Source organism: Leptospira semungkisensis, assembly GCF_004770055.1.
GTDB lineage: Bacteria > Spirochaetota > Leptospiria > Leptospirales > Leptospiraceae > Leptospira_B > Leptospira_B semungkisensis.
The window spans coordinates 168,391-193,492 of sequence record NZ_RQEP01000005.1; the positions used below are offsets into that span (position 1 = coordinate 168,391).

General features: G+C 42.6%; 28 protein-coding genes. 11 read left to right on the plus strand and 17 right to left on the minus strand.

The window, feature by feature from the left end; translation table 11 throughout:
* The 4 genes from EHO59_RS00885 to EHO59_RS00900 are packed head-to-tail and all read right to left on the minus strand — an operon-like array spanning position 1 to position 3,306.
* On the minus strand, positions 1-573 hold the full coding sequence (locus tag EHO59_RS00885) for a TetR/AcrR family transcriptional regulator (RefSeq protein WP_135583849.1): 573 nt from the start codon (positions 571-573) through the stop codon (positions 1-3).
* Positions 570-1,241 carry an ABC transporter ATP-binding protein gene (locus tag EHO59_RS00890; RefSeq protein WP_135586372.1) on the minus strand — a complete coding sequence of 224 codons (672 nt, stop codon included), beginning with the start codon at positions 1,239-1,241 and terminating at the stop codon, positions 570-572. Before EHO59_RS00890 ends, EHO59_RS00885 begins: the two co-directional genes overlap by 4 nt.
* Positions 1,241-2,488 (minus strand): ABC transporter permease, encoded by a 1,248-nt coding sequence (locus EHO59_RS00895; protein ID WP_135583851.1) that lies wholly within the window; start codon positions 2,486-2,488, stop codon positions 1,241-1,243. Before EHO59_RS00895 ends, EHO59_RS00890 begins: the two co-directional genes overlap by 1 nt.
* Positions 2,488-3,306 carry an efflux RND transporter periplasmic adaptor subunit gene (locus tag EHO59_RS00900; RefSeq protein ID WP_135583853.1) on the minus strand — a complete coding sequence of 273 codons (819 nt, stop codon included), beginning with the start codon at positions 3,304-3,306 and terminating at the stop codon, positions 2,488-2,490. Before EHO59_RS00900 ends, EHO59_RS00895 begins: the two co-directional genes overlap by 1 nt.
* A 169-nt stretch (positions 3,307-3,475) precedes the next feature.
* Between EHO59_RS00900 and EHO59_RS00905 the strand changes: the two genes are divergently transcribed.
* Positions 3,476-3,847: a DoxX family protein gene (locus EHO59_RS00905; protein WP_135583855.1), complete on the plus strand. Its 372-nt coding sequence runs from the start codon at positions 3,476-3,478 to the stop codon at positions 3,845-3,847.
* A gap of 11 nt (positions 3,848-3,858) precedes the next feature.
* Positions 3,859-4,221: an MmcQ/YjbR family DNA-binding protein gene (locus tag EHO59_RS00910; RefSeq protein ID WP_167882041.1), complete on the plus strand. Its 363-nt coding sequence runs from the start codon at positions 3,859-3,861 to the stop codon at positions 4,219-4,221.
* Here the strand turns inward: EHO59_RS00910 and EHO59_RS00915 are convergent.
* From EHO59_RS00915 to add, 4 genes are all read right to left on the minus strand, one after another.
* Positions 4,211-5,572 carry an adenylate/guanylate cyclase domain-containing protein gene (locus tag EHO59_RS00915; RefSeq protein ID WP_135583859.1) on the minus strand — a complete coding sequence of 454 codons (1,362 nt, stop codon included), beginning with the start codon at positions 5,570-5,572 and terminating at the stop codon, positions 4,211-4,213. The genes EHO59_RS00910 and EHO59_RS00915 overlap by 11 nt on opposite strands.
* 78 nt (positions 5,573-5,650) lie before the next feature.
* Positions 5,651-7,018 (minus strand): SRPBCC family protein, encoded by a 1,368-nt coding sequence (locus EHO59_RS00920; protein WP_135583861.1) that lies wholly within the window; start codon positions 7,016-7,018, stop codon positions 5,651-5,653.
* Between the two features lie 16 nt (positions 7,019-7,034).
* Positions 7,035-7,586, minus strand: coding sequence for a GyrI-like domain-containing protein (locus EHO59_RS00925; protein WP_135583863.1), 552 nt, complete (start codon positions 7,584-7,586; stop codon positions 7,035-7,037).
* 88 nt (positions 7,587-7,674) lie between these two features.
* A complete protein-coding gene (gene add, locus EHO59_RS00930) occupies positions 7,675-9,009 on the minus strand; it encodes an adenosine deaminase (protein ID WP_135583865.1) in 1,335 nt (444 codons plus the stop codon).
* Positions 9,010-9,128: 119 nt separating this feature from the next.
* Here add and EHO59_RS00935 point away from each other — a divergent pair, with 119 nt between their 5' ends.
* From EHO59_RS00935 to EHO59_RS00945, 3 genes are all read left to right on the plus strand, one after another.
* Positions 9,129-10,325, plus strand: coding sequence for a DegT/DnrJ/EryC1/StrS family aminotransferase (locus EHO59_RS00935; RefSeq protein ID WP_135583867.1), 1,197 nt, complete (start codon positions 9,129-9,131; stop codon positions 10,323-10,325).
* A gap of 100 nt (positions 10,326-10,425) precedes the next feature.
* Positions 10,426-10,665, plus strand: coding sequence for a DUF4160 domain-containing protein (locus tag EHO59_RS00940; RefSeq protein ID WP_135583869.1), 240 nt, complete (start codon positions 10,426-10,428; stop codon positions 10,663-10,665).
* Positions 10,643-10,921, plus strand: coding sequence for a DUF2442 domain-containing protein (locus EHO59_RS00945; RefSeq protein WP_135583871.1), 279 nt, complete (start codon positions 10,643-10,645; stop codon positions 10,919-10,921). The genes EHO59_RS00940 and EHO59_RS00945 overlap by 23 nt, the downstream gene beginning before the upstream one ends.
* Here EHO59_RS00945 and EHO59_RS00950 read toward each other — a convergent pair.
* Positions 10,914-11,513 (minus strand): hypothetical protein, encoded by a 600-nt coding sequence (locus EHO59_RS00950; RefSeq protein WP_135583873.1) that lies wholly within the window; start codon positions 11,511-11,513, stop codon positions 10,914-10,916. The two genes, EHO59_RS00945 and EHO59_RS00950, sit on opposite strands and share 8 nt — an antisense overlap.
* 94 nt (positions 11,514-11,607) lie before the next feature.
* Between EHO59_RS00950 and EHO59_RS00955 the strand changes: the two genes are divergently transcribed.
* Positions 11,608-12,426: a carbon-nitrogen hydrolase family protein gene (locus EHO59_RS00955; protein ID WP_135583875.1), complete on the plus strand. Its 819-nt coding sequence runs from the start codon at positions 11,608-11,610 to the stop codon at positions 12,424-12,426.
* Positions 12,427-12,586: 160 nt separating this feature from the next.
* Here EHO59_RS00955 and EHO59_RS00960 read toward each other — a convergent pair whose 3' ends face one another.
* Entirely contained in the window at positions 12,587-13,552 is a 966-nt protein-coding gene (locus EHO59_RS00960; RefSeq protein ID WP_135583877.1) for an MBL fold metallo-hydrolase, read from the minus strand.
* Entirely contained in the window at positions 13,549-14,136 is a 588-nt protein-coding gene (locus EHO59_RS00965) for a TetR/AcrR family transcriptional regulator (protein ID WP_135583879.1), read from the minus strand. Before EHO59_RS00965 ends, EHO59_RS00960 begins: the two co-directional genes overlap by 4 nt.
* Positions 14,137-14,257: 121 nt before the next feature.
* Here EHO59_RS00965 and EHO59_RS00970 point away from each other — a divergent pair, with 121 nt between their 5' ends.
* A complete protein-coding gene (locus EHO59_RS00970) occupies positions 14,258-14,794 on the plus strand; it encodes an inorganic diphosphatase (RefSeq protein ID WP_210413037.1) in 537 nt (178 codons plus the stop codon).
* Between the two features lie 80 nt (positions 14,795-14,874).
* Here EHO59_RS00970 and EHO59_RS00975 read toward each other — a convergent pair whose 3' ends face one another.
* The 3 genes from EHO59_RS00975 to EHO59_RS00985 all read right to left on the minus strand — a co-directional run bounded on the left by EHO59_RS00975 (position 14,875) and on the right by EHO59_RS00985 (position 18,674).
* A complete protein-coding gene (locus EHO59_RS00975; RefSeq protein WP_246052571.1) occupies positions 14,875-16,815 on the minus strand; it encodes an adenylate/guanylate cyclase domain-containing protein in 1,941 nt (646 codons plus the stop codon).
* A 128-nt stretch (positions 16,816-16,943) separates the two neighbouring features.
* Positions 16,944-17,765: an alpha/beta fold hydrolase gene (locus EHO59_RS00980; RefSeq protein WP_135583883.1), complete on the minus strand. Its 822-nt coding sequence runs from the start codon at positions 17,763-17,765 to the stop codon at positions 16,944-16,946.
* Between the two features lie 21 nt (positions 17,766-17,786).
* Positions 17,787-18,674, minus strand: coding sequence for an SDR family oxidoreductase (locus tag EHO59_RS00985; RefSeq protein WP_135583885.1), 888 nt, complete (start codon positions 18,672-18,674; stop codon positions 17,787-17,789).
* Positions 18,675-18,737: 63 nt separating this feature from the next.
* Between EHO59_RS00985 and EHO59_RS00990 the strand changes: the two genes are divergently transcribed.
* From EHO59_RS00990 to EHO59_RS01000, 3 genes are all read left to right on the plus strand, one after another.
* Positions 18,738-19,688, plus strand: a complete 951-nt coding sequence (locus tag EHO59_RS00990; RefSeq protein WP_135586376.1) for a helix-turn-helix transcriptional regulator — start codon at positions 18,738-18,740, stop codon at positions 19,686-19,688.
* Between the two features lie 148 nt (positions 19,689-19,836).
* Positions 19,837-20,688 (plus strand): GGDEF domain-containing protein, encoded by an 852-nt coding sequence (locus EHO59_RS00995; RefSeq protein ID WP_246052573.1) that lies wholly within the window; start codon positions 19,837-19,839, stop codon positions 20,686-20,688.
* 90 nt (positions 20,689-20,778) lie between these two features.
* Positions 20,779-21,471: a class I SAM-dependent methyltransferase gene (locus EHO59_RS01000; protein WP_342776286.1), complete on the plus strand. Its 693-nt coding sequence runs from the start codon at positions 20,779-20,781 to the stop codon at positions 21,469-21,471.
* On the opposite strand, the gene EHO59_RS01005 is transcribed toward EHO59_RS01000, so the two are convergent.
* Positions 21,458-21,988, minus strand: coding sequence for a DUF4442 domain-containing protein (locus tag EHO59_RS01005; protein WP_135583889.1), 531 nt, complete (start codon positions 21,986-21,988; stop codon positions 21,458-21,460). The genes EHO59_RS01000 and EHO59_RS01005 overlap by 14 nt on opposite strands.
* A 49-nt stretch (positions 21,989-22,037) precedes the next feature.
* Positions 22,038-22,544, minus strand: a complete 507-nt coding sequence (locus EHO59_RS01010; RefSeq protein ID WP_135583891.1) for a MarR family winged helix-turn-helix transcriptional regulator — start codon at positions 22,542-22,544, stop codon at positions 22,038-22,040.
* 108 nt (positions 22,545-22,652) lie between these two features.
* Between EHO59_RS01010 and EHO59_RS01015 the strand changes: the two genes are divergently transcribed.
* The gene (locus EHO59_RS01015; RefSeq protein WP_135583893.1) at positions 22,653-23,813 is read left to right on the plus strand and encodes a hypothetical protein; all 1,161 of its coding nucleotides are present in this window, start codon (positions 22,653-22,655) and stop codon (positions 23,811-23,813) included.
* Between the two features lie 85 nt (positions 23,814-23,898).
* On the opposite strand, the gene EHO59_RS01020 is transcribed toward EHO59_RS01015, so the two are convergent.
* Positions 23,899-25,101, minus strand: a complete 1,203-nt coding sequence (locus EHO59_RS01020) for an FAD-dependent oxidoreductase (protein ID WP_135583896.1) — start codon at positions 25,099-25,101, stop codon at positions 23,899-23,901.
* Between the last annotated feature and the right edge of the window lies 1 nt (position 25,102).

A 25,102-nucleotide genomic window follows, 5' to 3' on the forward strand; every position in this document is an offset into this window, starting at 1 on the left:
TCAAGCCGACTGATTTTTTTCCTGCACTCCTTCTAAGAAAATATTTACGATCGCCTCAAAAGCGGTCGTATTCGAATAAGGGCTTTGGAAAAGATAAGTCGGATTCAGAACGCCATCCACTGCCGCTAGTAGTATATCAATAGTCAGTTCAGGAGTTATATCCTTTCGGATCTGCCCTGCTTTTTGTCCTTCTCTCAAAAGATCGGAGAGGCTCAATATTCTTTGTCTTCTGAACTCCTTCATCGTATCAAATAAATCCGGGCGGACAGTCTCTATATCCTTTGCAAATGTTTTGGAAATCTTGGAACCCAAGTCCGAGATAAAGAAAAGTATCTCCTTGAGTCTTTCGATAGGATCCCTAGTTTTATCCAGCAATACGCTATCGAATTTTGCCTGCACTTTGGACCTCATTAATTCGAATACAGAATCGATCAGCTTATCTTTGGTATCATAATATTTATATAATGTTCTCTTGCTGATCCCTATATGTTTTGCTATCTGATCCGTATTTGTCTTTGCAAATCCGGAAGAAAGAAAAAGAAGAAAGGTTCTCTCCAGGATCCTATCTATCATTTTTCTTTTCCGTTGGAGATCTTACCATCCACCAGCTTGATCTGCCTCTTGGCAGATTTGGCAAAGTCAGGATCGTGGGTCACCATGATCACAGTGGTTCCATCCGAATGATTGATATCCTTGAAAATATCCATTACGATCTTTGCATTATTCGAATCCAAGGCTCCTGTCGGCTCATCCGCAAAAAGATATCTGGGCCTCATCACAAGTGATCTTGCGATGGAAACTCTTTGCATCTGTCCTCCGGAAAGCTGAGAAGGAAGATGATTCAATTTATCTCCCAGATCGAATCTTTCTAACAAACGGATTGCCTCTTTTCTTTTCTCAGTAAGCTCTCCAGCTTTTAACGCAGGCATGAGTACATTCTCCAAAGCGGTAAACTCAGGCAAAAGATAATGAAATTGGAAAACAAAACCCATGTGACGATTTCGGAATGCATGCAATTCTTTCTGGCCAAGAAAGTGTATGTCTTTTCCATCTATACTAACCTTTCCATCCGTCGGATCATCTAAACTGCTGATCAGATAGAGAAGAGTGCTTTTTCCTGAGCCGGACTTTCCAGTTAAGGAAACGAATTCACCGGCCTTGATTTCCATGCTAATTCCTTTGATGACATCTGTAGGAGGTTTACCGAAACTCTTTCGAACTTCTTCGATTAGTATGCTCATCATTCCCCCCTGATAATCTCGATCGGAGATAATTTACTCGCGGATCTTGCCGGAAAAATGCTAGCGATCAAGGTCGCGATAAAAGCTAGCAAAAATGCCTGAAGATAAATAGGAGCCTCGAAGGAAACCATCATCATTCCTGACTTAGTTTGCATGAGAGGGTTCGAGAAAGACACATGTTCCAATCTTCTACAGATCAGATAACCGAGTAACATTCCGAAAACCCCTCCTGCGACTCCCAGAAGCAAGCCCTGTATCAGAAAGATCTTTAGGATATCCACGGGCTCATATCCGATCGATCTGAGAATGGCGATCTCTCTTCTTTTTTGCCCTATGACTATATTTAGAATATTATAAATCCCGAATCCTGCCACCAAGAGAATCGTCCCGACGAGAGCATAACGAATTGCATCCTGCATCTTGAATAAGGAAATGAAAGTAGCATTCACATCCTCCCAACTCTGGACTTTAACGTCCCCTTCTCTCCCCCATTCTCTTGCCTTGGGAGTGGCTCTGGACAATTCTTTCAATCGGACTACGATATCACTGATCCGATTCGGAGTTTGGTTTAGATTTTGAACATCCGCGAGATTCGCGTATGCGGAGCCGTCGTCTACGGCCTTATTCCCCATTTGAAAAGCGGCAACAATCTTGAAGGGAATCGGATCAGATTTGCCTGTGCTTATATAAACCGTATCAGAGATCCTTGCTCCTAAAAGAAGTCGTAAGCCTTCTCCGATCACGAGTTTATTTCCGCTCTCTCGGATCTCTGAAAAATCTCCTTGGATAATATTTTCTTTGATCCGAGCTACTTTGGACTGAGCATCCGGTTTTACACCGATAATCCTTCCTGCTTCGGCGATCTTTCCCTTTCTATAGATCACTTTGATCTGTAATTGAGAAGAACTCGCCTCTACTTCAGGATCAGAGCTGACCTTCTTTTGCCAACCTGCTTGATTTTCTATCTCTTCGCTGTCCCTTCTTCCAGAAGGAGGAACGGACCAAAAAGGAATTTCCTTCGAACGAAATAGGATCGTATCTAGATCTTTCTCTCCGATGATCTTAACCTGAGAAGATATACGAATGTGAGCGTCGTTGTTCACTAACTGATCGATGAGATATTCCCGCAAACCTAATAGGATCCCTGAAATCACGATGTAAGCTGTGGCTCCCAAAACGATCCCGAGCAAGGTTAAAAGAGTCTGCTTTTTTCGAGCAGACATTTGTCTTAAGGCAATGAAGAACATCAGTTGTCCCCCTGTAATAGAACCTTGTCCCCTATTCTTACTTCGCCTGATAAGAGCTCTGCGTATTCCGAGTTCGCGATCCCGGTTTGGATCTCTTTCGTTTGTATTTTACCATTTTCTAATATTTTAATTTTCCCGGAACGGATTCCTTTGATCGGGACGAGAACTACATTTTCCTTGCTCGAAGTTTCGATCGCAACATCAGCAGTCATTCCGGGAAGGATCTGAGGAGGAATATTCTCCGGAGTAATATGCACTTGGAATTGGCCGTCCGCAGGATAGACCGATTTCACTTCTCCACTGAAATTCTTATCTCCGAGTGCCTCAAATCGCACGCGGACCTTTTGGCCCTTCTGCACCTTGACAGCGCCCTTCTCTTCTAAAGAAACGATCAAATATCTTTTTCGAAGATCCATAACGGTCACTACCGGAGTTTGAGGAACGACAGTCTCCTTTGTCTCGTAAGCAACCTTTGTAACCACACCGTCCAGAGGAGAGCGCATGGTACCGAAACTATCAAACTCCACAAGAGGAGTTCCTTCCTTTACTTGATCTCCTTCTTCAACATAGATCTTACGAATGGCAGAAGGCACAGCCACCCTGAGATGATACACATCCGAAGAAGTCACCGTTGCAAGTCCGTAAACAGATTCGATGATAGAACCTTGGATGATCTCTGAAACATCCTTGTTGGAACTATTACTCTTCCAAAGTAAAACTACCGAGAGAAGAAGAACAGGAACCAAGATCGGAACTAAGAACTTGGGTTTGCTCTTGATCCATTGGATCCATTTAGTAAGTCTCTCTGGAAAATTCATATTCACCGTCCTTCTTCTATTCAGACGGAAGGAATTTAACAAAGTAAACTATTTTATTGTATTTTAGTTTACATCTAAAAATGCCATTTTGTCATATATACCAGAACAGGTTCATACTCGACATTTAGCGCCTAACAGATCGAATCTGGAAAAAAAGAGGAACTACTCCATGAGTAAAAAGACAAATCAAATATTGTATTGGATCTTCACTGCTCCGATCATTGCAGGAAATCTATTCGGTGCATACGCATATACTAGCCAAAACCCTCAGGTCTTAGAAGGCCTCGGACATCTTGGTTACCCAGGATATATCACTTACATTTTAGGGCCTGCGAAGGGACTGAGCGCACTTGCTCTTCTATTTCCTAAATTCCCAAGATTGAAAGAATGGGCGTATGCAGGAATCACATTCAACGTGTTAGGTGCTGGACTTTCTCACCTATTGGCAGGAGATCCGAATTATCCTACTCCGTTTGTCTCTCTCATCTTATGCTCGGTTTCTTATGTTCTTTGGAGAAAGTTGGAAGCAGCAAAAGCCTAATCCACCCTACGATGCCTAAGAAAGTCGACCAACTTGCCAGAGTTCGAAAGATCTGCTTTTCCCTTCCTGAAGTCACGGAAGTAGGGGCTTGGGGAGCTCCTACATTTCGGATCAGATCGAAAATGTTTGCCATGTATCGGGAAGACCATCATGGAGACGGTAGATTGGGACTCTGGCTAAAGTCGACTTTCGATCAACAAGAAGCTTTATTAGAATTCGATCCGATCCGTTTCTTCAAACCTGCATACGTTGGGCCAAGAGGTTGGATCGGACTCCATCTGGATAAGAATTCGGATGAAGAAGTGAGTTTTCACGTCAAGGAAGCTTACAAACTAATAGCTCCCAGAAAATTATTAGAGAAATTTAATATATAAGAACCGGCTCTCTTCTTCCGAAACGTTTGCCATATTCCTCCCAAAACTTGGCATTTGGATTTCTAGGATTTTTTTTGTCTCTGTATTCTGGTTTCAATCCCAACAAGAAAAACATAGCAGTCTTTTCCTTATTCTTGACCGGGAGTTTTCCTCGAGACTTGAACTGAAAGAAGTCCTTGGTTAAATTCACCACCGATTGGGTCACATTCACTCTACCTGGTTCGCTATTCGATTCCATGCGACTCGCCAGATTCACAGTGTCGCCCCAAACATCATAAGAAAATTTTCGAGCCCCGATCACTCCGGCAACCAAAGGTCCCGAATGCACTCCAATTCTTGCCTTCCAGGCAGGTCCCTTCTTCTTTAATTCGGATAGCTCCTCTAAACGTTCCAACATTTCGAGGGCTGCGAGCAGACTGTCTATTGCATGAGAAGATCGATACGAAGGAACTCCTGCGACACACATGTATGCATCACCTATCGTCTTTAATTTTTCCAAGTGATGTGTTTCGCTCACCGAATCGAAATGGCGAAAGCAAAAGTCCAGTTCCATTACAAGATCGTTAGGAGTTAGAGTTTCTGCGATAGAAGTAAATCCGTAAAAATCGGTAAATAGAACTGTTGCCTGAGAAATAAATCTAGGTTCGGAGCTTCCCTTCTTCTTCAATTCCTCTGCTGTTTCCTTGGGAAGAATATTCAGTAAAAGTAATTCTGTTTTTTCTTTCTCTTCTTTTAAGGATTGGTCCGCATTCCAGGCGGCGTTTGCCAATTCCTTTCCTATAAAGGAAAACCAGGCTACGACCAATACCAAGCTCGTGAAATAAAAATAGTTTTGGTACTTAGGATTCAGATTAAAGATAGGACTATAAAAATAGGGAATGATATGGACGGAAACGAATAGTAGAGCTAATACTCCCTCCATGATATATAGAAACTTCTTCTCTTCTGGAGGAAAAATATAGAAAGGAAGCGCAAAACTTGCGAGTATATACAGATCCAAGCCTGCACTCTGAGGAAGGATCCGAGAGATCATAAAAAGCTGCATGGTCCCGGTTACAGAAAGAAGTACCCTAGCAGTTTTATGCCGACCATTCATATTAAAGAAGAGCACTAGGATATAACCGAGAGTGTTTAGGGACCACAGAGAATAAAACCAGATCGGAAACATGAGCCCGATGAATGTAAAAAGAATATAATATAAAAAACTGAATAATGCGCTGATCAAGACCACTGCATTGGTGGCGACTATATATCTTGCCTCGGATGCTCCTTCGGTCCCGATAGAGAGAAGTTTCTTCCAAATCCGTTTAGGGATCCGGCAATAGTGAAACAAGGTTCTGAAAAAGCTCATAGGCGACAATTCCGTAGGATTTTTCGGATATTGGAAATCCCTATTTATCTAAACGGACAAAATTTAAAATCCACTATCTTATGAAGAAGCTTCCACAGTATTTCGGATATGATCTAAAACCCTATAATGGATCTTGTGCAGGATCCAATGGATCCAAACATTCCAATAGGAGGTAGGACCGAATTTGTTTAAGAACCAGGTCCTTCCGATCAGAAGGGTCTCATTCTTTCCTATAGGAATAAGTTCGAAACTTCCCTTCTTAGAAGCAAAGTAACCGTCCAGATGAGTCGGTCTGAGATTTTTATACGGACTCAATTCTTTCATCGCATCCGGCTGACGGACCACATCGAATGCTAAAGAAGAATTTTCATCCCATTTAGTAATTGCCTCTACGAACACTCCGTTATTGAACTCGCAGTATCGAATCGCACCAATCCCTTTTCCTTCTACTCTGGCGCGAATCGGATAAGAGATACCAGCGTTAAAGATAATTTCTTGAGGTTCAGGTATATCAGAAAACTCGAATAGACCCTTCCAAACTCTCTCTTTTGGAGCGGAGATTTTCAAGCTGGTTTCTACCATATACCACTCCAATTTCTGATCCAAGTGAGCTTCCAGATAGGCGGTAGAAGGAAGGATTAAGAATAGAAAAGGTAAAACAGAAGAGACTAATTTCGATTTGGATTGAAGAAGATAGGCAACTCCTCCTCCCAAGAACCCCAGACAATAGGCCAAAGGAGCAGCCATTAAAAGACAGATAACCCCTTCTAACGCAATGATCAGGGTAATAATTCCTGCAAGAGAGATCGCTACGAAAGAGATCAGTATTGTCTGCCTCAAATTCACCGGTTCTGACGTTGAATACAAAACGACTGAAGTAAATCCTATCAGGAAAGGCCCGCCCACGAACAAACTTGCCCCGTAAGCTTTCAGGATATTGGTAGAAAAAAGACTGAACACTAAGGTTATACTAGCTGTAAAAAGTATGGACCAAATAGAAACGATCAGCTTCGACTTTGGAAAGAATTTTGCAGAAGATTCTCCATCGGAACTAGGATAAAGATTCTCAGGAAGCACCGACAACAGAAAGAACATTAGAAAGTTCAGAAACGGAACGAAGAATAAAAGAGCCCAGAACGAACTTAAACCGATGCTGCGCAATCTCTTAATGCAAAATATGGTTCCTAGATAAATGAAGGGCAAAGAGATCGCGAGTAATGTATAATAAAACCCAGCCTGCTCCGGAGGAAAATTTCCCAGAAGTATCTTTCCAGGATCTTTAAAATACTCGGCTATCCACCATAAACGGTCAAAGAAGTAGTAAGCTATGAAGCGATCTATATTGTATTTTACAGTGAATAAAATGACTCCCGTAATAAAAAACTTCTTACGATCTATCGGAACCGATACACTTAAGAAATCTTTAATTCGTTTAAATAGCTCCATAGCAAATAGTTCCTACTTAATCCAAAGACATCATATACTTGGACGTTTTTTCTACGAGAGGCTCATAGATCTCCATAGAAGCCTTTCCATTCATATCGCAGCCTTTTTCTATGCAGGTTTTTGTTAATTCCGGATAGACCTTGTAAATCCCTACAAAGATAGAAACAAAACTCTTCAAAGGGAAATCGACGGTTATGTATTTTTTCCTTTCGATGGTTCTATATTTTAAGGGAAGAGAAAATCCAGAAGGGATCTCGGTCAATGGTTCCGAAAACAAAGCTCCTACTTCGCATCTCAGTTTTTCCTCGGCGACAGTATTCGGGTTATCTTTATAGATCCCAAAGAGTTTATAATTCTTAATTCCCTTTGCCGGAAATTCCTTTTGAATAGATTCAAAGGTATCACCTACATGTCTGTAATTCCCGACACGATCATGAGATAAAACATAGAAGGGTCCTAATGTTTCTTCCTTTACTTGAATGGTATCGAACGCTCCCAAGTAATAGAGATAACCAAACCCAGAAACCAGTAAGAACGCAATTGCACCTAGAAAAATTTTTAACTTCATTTCAAACTCCGGAAGGGAATTTTAAACGAATGTGGATACCGATTGCAAGAAAGATTTTGACCGCTTTGTAAACGGTTTTGTGAGAGAATTATTTCAGACTTGGCTCGAGGAGACCGTACTTCTCTTTTACTTTTTTGATCTTAGTTTCCATATCCTTCCAAAGGGATTCTTTTTGAGGATGGAAGGTGGAATATACACCCTGACGGATCAGGTCGACGATCTCATCTAAGGAGAAATCCAAAAATCTCCAAAGCTTGAAATACTCGTAGGTCAAGTTCACGTTGAATATTTCAGGATCATCTGTATTGATGCAAAGAGGAAGACCCTGGTCATAATAATATCGAACCGGATGGTTTTGTTCCTTACGAACATATTTTCCGGTAAACACGTTAGACGTAACACATATCTCTATCGGGATCTTGTTCTCTCTTAGATAATTGACTAGTTCCGGATCTTGGATGGCAGAAGTACCATGACCGATCCTTTCTGCCTTGCATAATTCCACAGCTTCCCAGATCGCCCAAGGACCGTCGTCTTCTCCCGAGTGAGCGACAGTTCTTAAGCCAGCTTCTCTCGCTTTTTTGAAGACTTCGGCATAATCTCTGGCTGGGCCCATCAACTCGGCGCCACCAAGACCTATCCCAATCACTTCTTTTTGTTTGAGCTTGAGAACACGATTGAGATTGTTCATCGCATTCTCCGGACCGAAGGAACGAGAAACGTCGACAAGAATCTTGATCTCTATACCGTCTTTGGCCTTCTCTTCTCGAATACCTTCCACAAGTTGATTGACCATCTCTTCGAAATCGAGACCATTCTGAATGAACTTAGAAGGAGCAAAGAAAACTTCAGTATATAGAATATGATTCGCACGCATGTACTCTGCGAGACTTCCCACAAAGTGATATAAATCTGCAGGCTCTTTGACCAAGCTTTGGATAAAGAAGAATACCTGAATGAATCCGTTCAGATCCTTGAAATTGAATTTTGCCTCGAACTCTTCTTCACTGAGTTGAATGCCGTTCTTTGCCATCAACTTCTTCATCGTATCCTTGTTTACACAAGCTTCGAGGTGAAGATGGATTTCTGTCTTAGGCAATTCTCTGATTAGATTAATAACGTCCTGGTCTTGCAGCTTCTTAGAAGAAAGATCTGCGGGTTCTAAGAGAGAAGAAGCAGTTTGACGACCTGACTCGTAAGCGTCGGTATCTCCCAAGAGCCAGCGGGGAGGATCCGCGATCTCCAGTTCCAAGAGACGGATCCTTTCGTTCAGAAGATTATTGATCTGTTTGTCGAATGAGATTTGAAGGGAAGAAGAGTACGGCCTGTCGGCGGGCAATCTGCTCTTGAGACGGTTTAATTCAGAGACATCCCGATCCAGGATCCGAATTCTTTCTAAAATTTCCGCGAAGGACAAACCCACGGGAGCAGGGTAAGTAAAACCCCTTCGGATTTCAATTCCTAAAAAGATTCCGACGGTTTTCCCCTTATCTTTTCCGGAATTCAGCCGATCCTAAAAGAAGCGTCGGAGGATTTTGTCGCATGATCACAGCAAGAAAAACGTTTTTACCATTCGCACTCCCCTTAATTTCCGAAAAGGCAATAGAAGAAGTGGCGGCGGTACTGCGTTCGGGCTGGATCACGGCTGGGCCCAAGGTAAAAGAATTCGAAGAAGAGTTCGCAAGATATTGCGGAGCGGATTTCGCGCTCGCAATGAACTCCGCAACTGCCGGCCTACACCTCGCGTTAGAATCCATCGGCCTCTGTTCGGAAGACGCAGTACTTGTTCCTGCAGTAACATTCACAGCCACTGCTGAGACGGTTTGCTATTTTGGCGCTGAGCCGATTCTCACAGATGTGGATCCGATCTATAATCTCATGACTGTGGAGACCTTAAAGGAAACCATCGAAAGAGAGTGCGTATTCTCCAAAGGAAATCTGGTCCATAAGAAAACCGGAAAGACAGTCAGAGCATTAATGCCTGTCCACTTGGCCGGTGCCGTCTGTGATATGGACGCACTCAACTCTCTCGCAAGAGAATATCATCTTTACGTAATAGAAGATTCTGCTCATGCCTTCCCTGCAACACATAAGGGAAGAAAAATAGGAACTCACGGAGACTTTACTGTCTTCAGTTTCTATGCAACCAAAGGAATTACTACTGGAGAAGGTGGAATGGTTACCACCCGCCACGCTCATTTTGCAGAACGCATGAAATTGATGAGACTGCATGGCATCAACCGAGAGACCTATGGACGTCCTGGTTGGTACTACGAAGTGGTTTCTCCGGGATTCAAATACAATATGAATGATATCGCTGCTGCGATCGGAATCGTACAATTATCCGAAGCAGAGGATTTATGGAGAAGAAGGATCGAGATTGCCGACATCTATCGCTCCGAATTTGCGCAGTTGCCTTTCCTACATCTACCATTGCCCGCAAAAGATGGAGATCATTCTTGGCATTTATTTAGAGTAGAAGTGGATACCGTTCAAGAAAGGATGAACAGAGATATCTTAAGTGCGGAATTGCACAAGAGAAACATCGGTTCAAGCTTACACTTCATTCCTCTCTATGAGCATCCATTCTATCAAAGATTTGGATTTGATCGTAAGAACTATCCGAACGCAGACGCAATGTATAAGAAGACTCTCTCTCTTCCTTTATTCGCTGGAATGACTGATTCTGATATAGAAGATGTTGTGACAGCAGTGAAAGGGATCTTCTCGGATCTATAAAAGAAGATTTCTACTTAAAGAAGTTGGAATCAATATTCCGGGATTCCTTCAATGATTCAATTGGTTTTGCATTTGCCTGAGAAACAAATGACGAAATTCAATGCCTACAGTCTTAAGAATACTCGGATATCGTTTTCACTTCTATTCGAATGAAGGAAATGAGCCCCCACATATTCATTGTCGAAAAGAAAATTGGGAATGCAAATTCTGGTTAAATACTATATCATTAGCCGAGAATAACGGATTTCGAAACCATGAACTTCGAGAGATCGAAAGACTCGTATTTGAATATAGAGAGAGATTTTTAAAGGCCTATTATGAGTTCCACAGCCGGCAATAATCTAATATCAAATGTGCCAGCCATCAAGGTTTGGGCAGAAAATCGTATGATCTATCTAGAATTAAATGATGGTAGAATATTAGGATTTCCTGCAGATAGATTCAAACTTTTAAAAGCAGCTTCTGAATCGGAATTGAAAGAAGTTCAGCTAACTCTAAACGGATATGCTCTTCGTTGGGAAAACCTAGATGAGGACTTGACTGTGCAGGGAATTCTAGAGGGAAGATTCCAACTTCCCTTAGAACCTTCTACTTAAAGAAAATATAAAACAAAAAGATCTTAACGAATAGCACAAGAAATCCGTCTTCCAAGTCAGAAGCTTCTTCTGCTTTTTCAAAAGAAGAAAGTGCAATGGTCCATTCTTCTACTTCTTCCGCGATCTCGGAATCGTCGAATCGAGAAAGATCTATCTTCTTATAGCCGGCCTTCGGGATCTCTACTCCGCAAGCAGTGCAAAGATCTGAGATAATGTCTAAGGATTCTTCTTTGATCAGAGACGAGAACTCTCCCATTTCTCTGGTTTCCATAAGAACTGTCTGACCCAATTCCAAAACGTCTTCCATAACTGCTTCGGAGCCGTCTTCGTCTGCAAGATCTCTCCAACCTCGTAAAGAATCTAAGACCAAGTCTGCGAGTTCCAAGACTTTCTCAGAAGCTTCCTTCTTCTTCTCCTCCGAAAGATCTTCCGGCAATCCTTGGAGCCACGCTTTCTGAACGGCCTGTATGGCCCCTTCCCCGCTACTTAAGAATCTCAATAAAAGATATACCAAGGCCCAGGAGTTTTCCTTGTGATCCAAAGACTGGTAGAAGGATTGAATGGATTTAAATTCTTTTAATGCGAAGGACATGTCTTACAAAAATTCCGGTCTAAAACGAGGAGACAAGCAGAATGCTAGGAATAATTCATTTTGCAATTTCCTAGAATTCTGAGAACCTTTCTTTATGCCACGATTTCGAGCCGCTCTCATTCAATTAAATAGCAATTCCGATCCCGATCATAATCTAAATCGATGCGAGGCATTGGTTCGAGAAGCTTCCGAAGGCGGAGCGAAACTGATTGGTCTTCCAGAAAACTTTTCTTATTTCGGTTCCGAGAAGGAAAAACTGGAAAGAGCTCATGAGATTGAAGAGAAGACAAGAGAATTCCTGCATCGAGTTTCCCAAAAGCATAATGTATATATCTTAGCAGGAGGATATCCGAATCCTTCTATCAATGGAAAGGTCTATAATACTGCCTCTCTTTATAGTCCGGAAGGCGTGGAGAAGATCCGCTATCATAAGATCCATCTATTCGATACGGATCCTGGAGACGGAGTAGAATATAGAGAATCTAAAACAGTAGAAGCAGGTGACTCTCCCGCAGAAGTCTACCATAGCTTGGAGCTTGGAAATATCTCTAGCGTTATTTGCTATGATCTAAGATTTCCAGAATTATTCCGAAAACTTGCCGACCAAAATGCTGAGATCATCTTTGTTCCTTCCGCATTCACAAAGATCACTGGGCAGGCTCATTGGGAAATACTATTGAGAGCAAGGGCGATCGAAAACCAATGCTTTATACTCGCGCCTGCTCAAACAGGAACCCATAGTAAAGGAAGAGAGACATACGGCCATTCTCTAATCGTCAATCCATGGGGAGAAATACTCGCCGACGGAAAAGAAGGAGAGAAGGTAGTCTTCGCAGAGATCGATTTAGAAGAAGTGGAGAAGGTAAGAAAGAAAATCCCTGCATTAAAGCACAGAAGAGTTCCGATTATCTAACAGTTCCCACAGAAAAATGGCGGATTTTTTTCTGTTGCAAAGATCAAGTTTTTATGATATACCGCCAGGGCTCTCCTACGGGCCACTCCCCCCACCCAAAACAAAGGGTGGGGGCGCGCTTTACTTGCAACGGTGCGCGGAACCGAACTTCCGTTCCAGACTACTCAGTCCATTTTGGGAACATTCCTATCTTATCGATCACTTCCCCATCGTGAGCTGGGACCACTTCCAAATTCGGATACGCTTGAAGTAAGGAATGAACTCGATAGATCTCCCTTCCTAATACAGTCGCATCTCGATCCACTATTCTTCTCAAGAGCTTGGTCCTATGAGAAGGAAGTTCGAATCCTTCTCTTGCCCAAGTGATATCTCCCGTAAAAAAGAATCTCTTTCCAGAAGGCAGATTCAAAAACATTCCCACATCACCTGCAGTATGACCTTCCATTGGAACAAAAACAAGAGAGCCGTCTCCGAACCAATCCAAGCTGGCAGAATAATTTTCATAAGGCTTAGAAGCGAAGTTCAGATCTTTCCATATAATTTCTTTTGAATCCAGTTGAGTAGGAAGATAGCCCTTCTCCACTCCAAACTCTTTTAGATGTTCCCTTCCTGCTTGCGTAGACCATATTTTTGCCCAAGGAAAATCCTCCACTCCTCCTGCGTGGTCCCAATGCAAGTGAGACAGAACGATATCGTTGACTTGCTTCGGATCGATCCCCACATTCCTCAATTGGTTTACGATCGGATTTGCATTCTGATAAGCTACCATCGGTTTCACATAGAATCTATGATCTTTATATTGCTCTTCTATTTGAGTTCCGAGTCCAGAGTCGAATAAGAGAGTTCCTTTAGGATGTTCGACTAGGACAACCGTATGATAGATCTGTTTTCGGTGGAGTAAAGGACCTCCTTCGAAGATAAACGCCGCAGATGCCTTCTTCTCTCCCGTTTTAAAAAGAGTAAATTTGAGCTTAGGAAGTTTACTCGGTTCTTCCAGTCTAGAATCTTTCTTTAAGATCTTGAATTCGGAAACTTCTTCTATTGTTAATTTAGGAATTCCTAATGCATTCAATAGAAAGAAAACTACGATCGCCAGTACGGCGAGAATGGATACTTTAAGTTTCATGATGATTGTTTCTCCAAAGAAACCAGGATTTTTGCGGTTTTCGCTGCGGATCGGATCGCGTCCGTATTTCGATTCGTTCTGGAAATCAGGATAGACCCTTCCAAAAGAGAGAGAATGCTTATGGCCAATGCAAAAGATCTAGTCTTGTCTATTCCATTCTTTTGGAAGAAGGAGTCGAAGATCGAAGTCCAATCCTGATAAATTCCTGCACAGGTAGAATTCACAAGAGAAGGTTCCGATGCGGTCTCGGACGCAGTCGTTGAAATGGGACAACCCTTAGAAAAATTCGAGGATACCAATCTGGATTCTAAGGCCAAGAAGACCTTTTGGATTCCTGCGCTCACCGATTTAGAAGAACCTAGGACTCCTTCCAACTGAGAGGCTAATTCCTTTCCTGCAAGAAGCAAGGCTTGAGCGGCCAGCTCTTCCTTCCCTCCCGGAAAATGAAAATAGATAGAACCCTTAGGTGCCTTTGCGTCCTCGACGATATCGTTTAAGCCTGTGCCTGCGTAGCCGCCTAGCTCCAAACGATCTGCCATGGCTCGGACCATCTTTTCCTTTGCGATTTCCCCTTTTTGACCCATACTCTCTTTAGACAAAAAATAAATAGACCAGTCAACATATTTTTAAACAGATAAATGTGAATTTTTTCCTAATTTTGCACCTTGTAAACTTAGGCATTCAGAACAAAATCTGCTTATTATGATACAGCATCCTTGGCATGAAGCGAGCCCCGGCCCGAATCCTCCTCACGAGATCCACGCATTGATCGAAATTCCCTCAGGCAGCAAGGCCAAGTTCGAAGTCGATAAAGAATCCGGTCTGATCAAATTGGATCGGGTCGTATTCGCTTCGGTGCATTACCCGGCACATTACGGTTTTATTCCTCAGACATTAGGAGATGATAAGGATCCGTTAGACATTTTGGTCCTTTGTTCCCAAGGAGTTCCTCCCCTTTGCCTGGTTCCTGCAAGAGTGGTTGGGGTCATGCGAATGATAGATAGAGGAGAAGGCGACGAGAAGATATTGGCAGTCGCATCGGGCGATAGAAGTTTCGACGGGATCGAACATGTTTCGCAACTGCCGGCTTCCTTTCGTGCAGAGCTGACTCATTTCTTCTCCGTTTATAAACAATTAGAAAGAAAAGAAGTCAGAGTAGAAGAGCCCGAAGGTCCAGAGGTCGCAAAGGAACTCATTCTAAAAGCATTAGATTTTTATAAAGAAAAGTATCCGAAGAAATAATATTCAAAAGAAACCCGCGATAAGAAGAGCATCCGCTTACTCTAAAAACGGATTAGGCGCAATGAAAATGAGGTCTTGGGCTAACCCACGACCTCGTAAACTTCGCTCGAATTTGTTTTTCCTTTTACTTTTACCTTTCCGAGCTTCTTGAAGGAATATTTTTTTCGGTTCTTCAATTTTCTGTACGTATTCTCACTCAGAAGAAGATTTGCATGAAATTCTTTCGTAAGACCTTCGATCCTGGATGCAAGATTGACTGCGTCCGAGATCACAGTTCCGTCCATTCTCTCTTCCTCTCCGATCGTTCCAAGCATTAGAGTTCCTGTATGCAGACCGATTCCGATCTTGATCGGTTCATAATTTCGATCCGCTCTAGACTCATTCAAAGCCTCTAATTCCCTTAACATTTCCATTGCAGCTTCCAAGGCTTGGTCCGGAACATTCGGAAACAGTGCCATGATCCCATCACCTAAATACTTATCGATAAAGCCTCCGTGTTTACGGATGATCGGCCCCATTCTTCTCATATAAGAATTCAAGAAATCGAAATTATCCTTTGGAGTCATCTTCTCCGAAAGCTGAGTAAAAGAACGGATATCGGAAAATAGGATCGTCATCTCTCTCTGTATTTGATCACCCAGCCCGATCTCAGTGATATCATTCTTGTTTAGGAATTTCAAGAACGCCAATGGAACGAAACGACTATAGGCCTTGTTGACTTCCAGTAAGTTATCCGACAATCTCTCGATGTATAAGAACGCTTGGGAAAATCTGAACGACAAGAGATAGGATTGCACAAAAATAAATACGAACAACCCAACCGGAAGATAGTATCCGGTATTGATGACCGCTTGCGCATAAAGGCTATCGTTCACTGCCGCGGCAGTCAGAGCTAAGACTCCTCCCAACGCCATCAAGGATCCTTCCGCTCTTGCCCTCACTAAACGGATGAGAACAATAAAGAACCAAACAATAACGAATAGCAATACGATCTGAAAAGGGATCAAAGTGTGGGAATAAATACTCGCAGGTGTTACCGCCACAATCCCGGAAACCACCAAGTTAAACCATAAACAGAATTTCTTGATCCTTATGGAGAAGGAATGAGGGTATAACGCATCCAAATAATAAATAAAGAATGGAACCGCCATATAGAAGGACAAATATTCCAATTTATTAAAGAATTCCCAAGGAAGGTCTGGAAATTTTTGGATCAGAAATCTTTCGCCGGTAACAAAAATCCTAAGGCAGATACTCGCACAAAAGGCACCGAAGAATAATCCGGTAAGGTCCCTTCTTCTCAAGGAGAACAAACCGAAATGATATAATGCCATGATGATAATGCTTCCGAACAGGAACATTTCATTGGATACCCTTCCGTCCCTGAAATTGAGCAAATCATTCTCTGTGCCGATCCGAAGAGATTCCCAGAGCCCTCCCTTATAATGATTGAAGTTGGAGACCTCAACTTGAATGGTCATCTCCCGATTCGGTTCTCCGATCGGTATGTACAAAGGAAGGTATTGCGGGCGGGAAGAATTCGGATCGGTTCCGACGACACCGTTGCCACCGATCTTCTTTCCATCTAAGTAAATAGATGCCGCTGTCCCAGCCGCTTGGAAATGGATCATCAATCGTCCCGTATTTTTGCGGGGAAGGATCTTTAATGTATAAGTCCCGTAACCGAATGCCATCAACGGATTCATTCCGGAAAGATGAGGGATCTGATTCCAATTCCCAGGAACTTGAACGAGGATCGGCTCTTCGGATTTTCCATCCGTTTCAGGACGAGAGATGGGCAATCTCATCCACTGAAACTTCCACTCTCCGTCCAATTGCACGATCCCATCTTCTGAGAAATTCCAATCTCTTAGATCCAGAACTCCTTTCTCCGCTCTAGGCGAGATCTTAGGATACACTCTCGTTCCGCAAGAAAGCAACGGAAGAATGGAAAGAAACAAAACGGAAAAAAGCAAACTGCGATTCATACGGATTCGATGGGGAATTGGACGAAGTAACATTCTAATTTCTTCCTCTCCGAAACGTGTTTCGGCTTGGGCTTTTTACAAAGCAGGAAGCAATATTATTGAAATTTCCTTTATGAAAAAATCAGAAATTTATCCGACCCCAAGAATTTCGTAAAAAAATTTCAGAGCTTTTTCAGGAAAGTCTCCAAGGTATGATTGAATTCTAAGGGCTGATCCATATATAACCAATGCCCCGCTTCCCGAACCAGATGGAATGGAAAGCCTCCTTGCAGCCTATGCAAAGAAAACTTATCCTCATTCTCGGAGATTACGATCGCGAGCTTCGGTCCCATATATCTTTTAAGAGAAGGATTCGGATCATAATCCAGTAATTCGCTGGTGATCCGTATCACAGCTTCCTTTGGAGCCTTATGCAGATCTTCCAAGATCCTTCTTTTGACTTTGGGAAAGGAATGAGCGAGTAACTGATCCCAATATCCGTCTACGGTCTCTCGATACGCGCTGGAATTAAGTGCTTCTTTGATCTGATTTCGAATGGTCTCAGGAACTTCTCTCGGGTCCCCGTTTGTATCTACTAAAACAAGACCTGCCACACGATCCGGATTTTCTCCCGCATACTGCAGAGCTACGCTTCCTCCCATGCTATGCCCGACCAACACGAATTTCGGAAGACGAAGAGAATCAACCACCGCGGCAATATCTTTTGCCATCGAGGAAATTCTATAGTCAGTATCTTTAGGAGACTCCGAATCTCCATGCCCTCTCAACTCGATACGGATCACTCTTCTTTTTTGGGCTAGAAAATTCTTTGCTTCTTCCCAATGAGAGGCATTCCCCGCAAAGGAATGTACGAACACAATAGGAAGATTTCCATTCCCCTCGTCCTTGAAGAATATTTTTCCGGAAGGACCCTGAACGGATTTGCTGAGTATATCTCCCTTGCAAAGGATGATGCCGAATGTGGAAGTTGCCAATGTAATCATATAATAAACTCCTAATATATTTTAGTTCAGATCCTCTCCGAACTTTTCCTTAAAGTAATTTCCCCAATGAGGTCTTGTTCCGTCAGAATCGGTAAATCCGTACTCGTCTGATAATTTCCAACTGCTCCAGGCCTTTCCCGTTTTTTGCAGAATATTCGGATCAGAAGCGAGACATGCCACTGCCTTGCCCACGAATGCAGGTGTCTCTGACGCGATGAAATGTTCATCTTTCTTCGCTCCGTCTTTCCAGTTTTCTTCAGTGACTCCGAAATAATCCAACATGGCTTCCGATCTCAAAAATCCGGGAGTCAACGCCAAGGCGGCAACTCCACTCGACTTCAATTCTTCGGAAAGGCAAACAGCCAAATTGATGACAGAAGATTTGGTAAGGCTATACGCCAGATCTCCACGATAGCGATAGTCTATTCCGTCGGTGATTTCTACCAGTAGTCCCGAGCCGTTCTTTACTAGAAGTGGCGAAGCATAATATGCGGTGATGAGATGGGATTGCAGACAATTATTAAACATTCTTAATGCTTTTTGGAGATCCTGTTCCCAGAATTTATTTCCCCATTGCATTAGGTGATCTCCACCCCAGACATCATTGATTAGAATGTCTAGTTTTCCATCGTTCTCTTCGGATATTTTTTGTACCAGACTGCGCACCTGCTCTTGGTCCGTATGATCCGTACGAACGGAAATGCCTACACCTCCCGCTTGATTGACGAGGGCCGCAGTTCCTTCTATCGTTTCCTTTCTTTCCATTTCGGAGAATGTTCCGTTGGAACTTCTGCCTGTCACATAGACCTTCGCCCCTTCCCCACCCAAGGCGATGGCGATTCCCCGACCCGCTCCCCGAGTTCCGCCTGCTACCAAAGCCACCTTGCCTTCTAATCTTTTTTGATGCATAAAAAACAGTGTAATGGATTATACATGACAAGATCTGTCATATTTATAGATTATATTCGAATCATGAGAGCGGATCGGCTTTTAAATATTCTTCTTCATTTACAAGCTAAGGGAAGGACCACTGCCAAAGAACTTTCCAAGAAATTAGAAATTTCCGAACGTACGGTTCATCGCGATATGGAAGCACTCTGCAGCGCGGGTATCCCCATCTACGCAGAAAGAGGAATCGGAGGAGGCTGGGCTCTTAGCGAAGGCTATCGAACAAATCTAACAGGCTTCAAAAAAGAAGAAGTGATCTCTCTTCTGCTAGTCCATTCTTCCAGAGTATTAGAAGACTTAGGTAAGAAAAAGGACTTCGATTCAGCATTCGTAAAATTACTCGCAGCCCTTCCCCCTGCTTACAGAAAAGACGCGGAGACTGTTCGACAAAGGATCCATATAGACGGAGCCGGTTGGAATCGGGCCATCCGAGAATTGCCCCTTCTCCCAATATTGCAGGACGCAGTGTGGGAAGAAAGAAAGCTAAAGATCATCTATGAAAAAGAAGGAAAGAGAGAACCAAGGACAATAGAGCCTTATGGATTAGTCGCAATGGATACGACTTGGTATGTGGTGGCAAAAAGAGGAAGAGAGATGAGAGTGTATCGGATCTCCCGGATCAGAGAAGCCGAAATGATCTCAGACAGATTCGAAAGACCTAAGAAATTCGACCTGGCAAAATATTGGGAACAATGGGTTTCCGAATTCAAGTCCAGGGTCCCCAAATACATTGTCACTCTCAGGGTTTCCCAAAGCGAAGGGGAAAGAATCAAGAGTCTTCCTTATGTTCGATTCAAAGAGTTACGCACATTAGGTGACGGTTTTGCAGAAATAGATATCGATATGGAAACCAAAGAATGGGCCTTAAGCCATATCATGCATTTTGGAGAATCCATTTATATAGTCGAGCCAGCGGAATTGAGAGAGGCAATCATCCGAAGAGCGAACGATATTCTCAAAATTTATCGTTCTTAGATCCAAATTTACACGATTTCGCCCCAATGATGCGTGATTTTATTTTATTCACGTGGTAATCTTTCTCGAAGCGTTTGCTTCTAATCCCTGAGAGATGTCTTCGACCCTGAAAAATTATTGGATCCGAAATCTTAACTTCCTGGAAAACATGGAAGATGCAATTCTCATAGCTGATGCTAAGGGAAAGGTCTTAGATTCGAATCACTCCGCACAAAACATAGGTCTGGTCCCAGAAAAGAAAAACTTAAAAGAATGTTTTTGGTATTCCAAACTTGTAAACCAGGATCCGAAGGAGCATTCTTATCTTACGATCCCTCTTCCTGCAGGAAAGAAGAGATTCGTATGTAGGACAATTTCTATCCTCGTGGACGAAAAGGAACCTGCCAAGGCTTTCTATTTTCGTGACTTAACCGATCAAACATTGAATCAGGCAAAGGCAAAGCGCTTCGAGTCTCTTTTCAGACGAAGAGAACTTAGAATAAAAGAATTAGAAATTCGTGATAAACTCACAGGACTATTCAATCGCACTTATACGATCGAGGCATTCCAGGCAGAAGTTCATAGAGCTGAACGTAGCCAGACAAAGATCGGAGTCGTTTACTTTGATGTAGACCGATTGAAAGCGATCAACGAAATGTATGGCACAAGCAAAGGCGACGATTTTCTAAAAGCAATGGGCAAGATCCTTTTGGAAAATTCAAGACGAAGCGATATTTCTTCTCGCGTGGGAGGAGAAGAATTCTTACTCCTTCTTCCGGGAGCAAGTAGGAGCATAGTCTTAGAAAGAGCGGAAAAGATCAGAAGATTGTTTTCAGAATTTGCACTCACTGAAAAATCAAAAGTGATCCAAGCCACTGCCTCCGTAGGAGTTGCAATGTTCCCGGATGACGGTGCCACACAGGATAATCTTTTGAAAGAAGCGCAAGCAGCTCTCTCCGTAGCAAAAAAGTCCGGACGAAACAGAGTAGTCTCTACGAGTAGAGGAGAGTTCGAGCTTTAAATCTTTTTCTTTCGGACAAAATCGTTTTCGGATCTAGTCTCTAGATTCATATAAACTTTAGAAAAATTGATTTAACCGAATAGATCCCAGATGCTTCATGGAAGTATGGGTCATGTAGAACGTTTCGAAGGCGAAAGAGCTCAGATTTACGAGAGAAGGATTGGCAAGATGATTCCCTTTTATGATGGAATCATGGAGTTAGTCGCAACCGAGCTATTAGCGATCACTCCTGAGTCGGGAAATATTCTCTCAGTAGGTTGTGGAACCGGAGGAGATTTCAAAAATCTCTTAAAGATCGCTCCGGAAAGATTTTCAATTACTGGAATAGATCCTTCTCCAGAGATGATCGAGCAAGCCATCCGAAAATACGACAAAATCCATTTCGAATGCAAGACAGTGGATCAACTTCCTCTCGAACCCAAGTTTCATTCTGCCACTCTACTTTTGGTTTTACATTTCTTAAACGATGAAGGAGAAAAATTATCTCTTCTCAAAGAAATCTATGATCGATTGCAACCGGGTGGAAATCTGATCCTATTTGATCTTTTCAAATCCATGCCGGAAGAAGACGATACTCTCTATTCTTACGTGAAATCTTATCTTTTAAATTTCAAAGGCTGGGAAGAAGAAGCCTTAAACCAATATCTGAAAAGATTCTACGAATTGCATAGAATCCCCGAGTCCAGATATCTCGAATTATTTAAAGAGGCCGGTTTCTTCAAAGTACAAAGAAAATTTCAGGCCTTTCATGTGGGAGGATGGATGGCGACTAAGAAGGCTTAAAGGAAGAAGTCATGTTTCTCGCAGCGAGCTTCTTCTCATAGAATTCCTTGGAAGCTGCGTAGATAGTCTTCTCAAAAGTAGCATAGACAGTTCCGTCTTCGTCTTCGTATTTTACGGGAAGGTCGAATACTATTTCTCCTTTTTCTAATATTCCCTGCTTCGTCTTCTCTATCAATTCTTCTGTGATCAGAAATCTAGCTTTTACCTTATCCACGATAGGCTTTACGAATTTTACCTTTGCGGCCTTGTCCCACACTACGTATTCAGGGCCGAGTATCCACATCATAAGAAGCATGAAGTATGGATCGACAGAGCTATAAATACTGCCTCCATAAATTGTGCCTACCCGATTGAGAGAGCGAATATTCTTTTTCAAACCTACATGCAGCTCTTTGTAATCGGAAGAAAGAAATTGAATCTTGCCTCCAGTACACCAAATGCAAGGCCAATAATTTAAACGAAACCTCAGCCACCAAGTGGAGAGAGATTCTTGTTTGTCTGTCTTGTATAGTTTCATAATAAAACGATCAGAGATGATCCTCTGCAAAGCTTAAAAACAGAGCGGCTCATCCTTCTAAACTGAGCAAGAGTTTTTTCAAGATCTTAGAAAGATCACTTCTTTCTTTTGGATTCAGAACGCTGAGTAATTCTGTTTCACTTTTCACATGATCCTCCAATGCCTTGGAGATAATCTCCTTTCCTTTCGAAGTCAAACGGATCAACACACCTCTTCGATCATTCGGATCCGAAGTTCTTTGGACAAATCCTGCCGACTCCAATCGGTCTATACGATTCGTCATCGTTCCCGAAGTGATCATTAATGTAGAAAGAAGATCCCCTGGAGATTTGCTATAGGGCTTCCCACTTCTTAGAAGCGCAGCAAGCACATCGAAGTCAGGTTGGATCAGATCATGCCGATCGAAGAGTGGTTTGTGAATTTGAAAAAAGATACTCTGAGAAAGTCTATGGATTCTTCCAACAGTAGCGATCGCTTCAGAATCCAAGTCGGGCCTTTCCTTTTCCCACTGTTCTCGGATCATATCCAAATGATCTTTTTCGGATTTTTGTCCCATACAAGGCAAGAAACCCCATTTTTATCTTGACGTCAAGATAATTAAAGGATATAAGCCTCATATATCTTGATATCAAGATTCTTCACATCAATTAAACCAAGAGGTCTTATGAAACCGATCTATTTACTCAGTCTATTCGGGAGCCTTCTATGTATTTTTCTGGCTCCGATCCAATCCTATATCTGGAATGCAGAAAATTCTCCTACTTTGGTATGGAAGATCCAAGCGAATATCCAAGGGATCTTGGATATCAGAAGGACCAATTTTCCGGAGAGCTCGGACTATTATTTTTTTGGCAGGTTATTTTTACCTGTATACCTGGGGATCTTATTCGGACTCAAAGAACTGAAAGAGCTAGGCAGAATTCCCGAACAAGCCAAAAAGGAATTTAAGGTTTTCTTTATATTCTTATCTATTGCAGCTTTCGGAAATTTCCTGGCTTATTGGGTTGCCGGATTTGCAGGAGAAGGATTTAGAACAGCAGGATTTCGTTGGATAGAGGCGCCTTCTATTCTGATCTTACTGATCGTAGCAATCTTAATTGGAAGAAAGATCATTCGAGAAAGAAAAACTCTCGGCTTAGCTTTTCTGATTCTTCCGATTCTCATGATCGGTTCCACGATGATACTCAAGTATCTTCCTCATGCGGCAATCTTGCCTATTAGTCTCTTAGTAACCTTTCTGCTTTTAGACGCAAGCCAAGATGTTTGGCTGAATTCTCTGAAGCGACAACTAGTCCGCTTTAGCTCCGCAAAAAGCATACTCTCACTTTTTATGTTAGGGATGTTCTGTGCAATCTGCATGCAGGTCTTAGAAAAATTCATCCCAATGGGAGAAGAAGCAAAGCTTCCTGTAAAACCGGACTTTCTTCCCTTCTCGTCCATTTCCGATCTGCAATCAGTATTCTCTGCATACGGCGAAAGAGGAAGGGAATTGTATATCTGGATGGATTTGATCGATATGATCTTTCCTACTCCTTTGGCTTTTGCGATAGGAGCGACTGTTTCTTTATTTGCCAGCCGGATCGGGATCTCAAAATCTTGGGGTCTTATCCCTTTCGGTTTTCTGTTATTCGATATATTAGAAAATATTTGTATGTTGATCCATGTTTATACGTTTCCGGATCTAAATTCAGGTTTGGCTTCGATCAGCGGGATATTTACCGCGTATAAATTATTCTTCTTACTTTGTTCTTACTCCTCGTTTGCAATCTCTCTATTAGGCTTACTCATTCTGTCACAAATGAGTTGGAAAAGCGCTAAGGCTTAACCGATCTCTGAAAACTTCCGATGGTCGGGCCCAGACCAAAGGAAGTTCTCAATTTGTGAATCTCTTTCTGACAGTTTCGTTCCGATCATACACCATCGTATTGATACAACCAATCCTGTCCTTTTACTGCAAATTTAGGAAGTACGATAGTCAAGATCCGATCCCGAATCCAACAGCCGATCGGACTCAGTTTTTTCTTATGGTTTCCGTTCCTTCTAGATTGTTCTATGATCCGCTCTACCCTTGGCCTTCTAATTCTTTCGAACTCGCGAAACGCATCCGAAACAGTATTAGAACGTTCTAATAGAATGGAAAGACTATGCGCATCCTCCAATGCCATCGATGCACCTTGCCCTGTATGAGGACTCATTACGTGAGCAGCATCACCTACCAAAAGAACCTTTTCTGTTCCCCAACTAGGCAGGCTCCTAAGATCGTGAACATTTCCTTTTAGTATGGAATGACTGGCTTTGATAATGGACTCTATCGGCTCATACCATCCTTTATGTAATTCTAATAGATGGTTTCTCCAGGCTTCCAGATCCATAGACTCCAATTCTTCCCGCGTGAATTCCTTTTCTCTCGGAAGATTGCTCCACCACATCCAGGAAGTATCTCGTGTCTTTCCACAAGCTGCAAATCCGAAGAATCCTTCCGGTCCGAAAGTAAAATGGATCGGCCCTCTTCTTGCATATTTCGCCGGAATCACATCCGCAGAAACAAAACCTCCTGCATTCACGATCCCAGTATATTCAGGTTGTGGAAAGTTCGGAAATAAGAAGTTCCTAACTTTCGAATGAGTTCCGTCCGCTCCTAGCAAATAATCGCTATAGGCCAAGGTCCCGTCCTCAAACTTAGATACTACTCCTCCATCCAATGGAAATTCAGCTGATAGGAATCTTTTTCCATACTCAGTTGGAATCCCTTCTCTTTTGGCTGCGTTTAAAAGCAGAAGATGAAAAGAAGATCTAGATACTACGATTGCTTCTTCTCCGAATTTTTCAGGTGAGCCGTTGGGTATGATCCCGAGAAGCCTTCCCTTATGATTCCTAAAGATCATCTCGTCGGAAGGAGTCCCTATTTTCAGTAATTCTTCTACCAAACCTAGAGCTCGGATCACCTTCATACCGTTAGGTGCTATTTGTAAAGCACCGCCAATGTCTTCCGCCGGACGAGGATAGGACTCCATCAGACGAACCTCATAACCTGCCCGCTTTAGAAAAAGAGCCAGAACAGGGCCGGCGATTCCTGCGCCGGCGATTGTGAAACTTTCTCTCTTTCCGGCCATA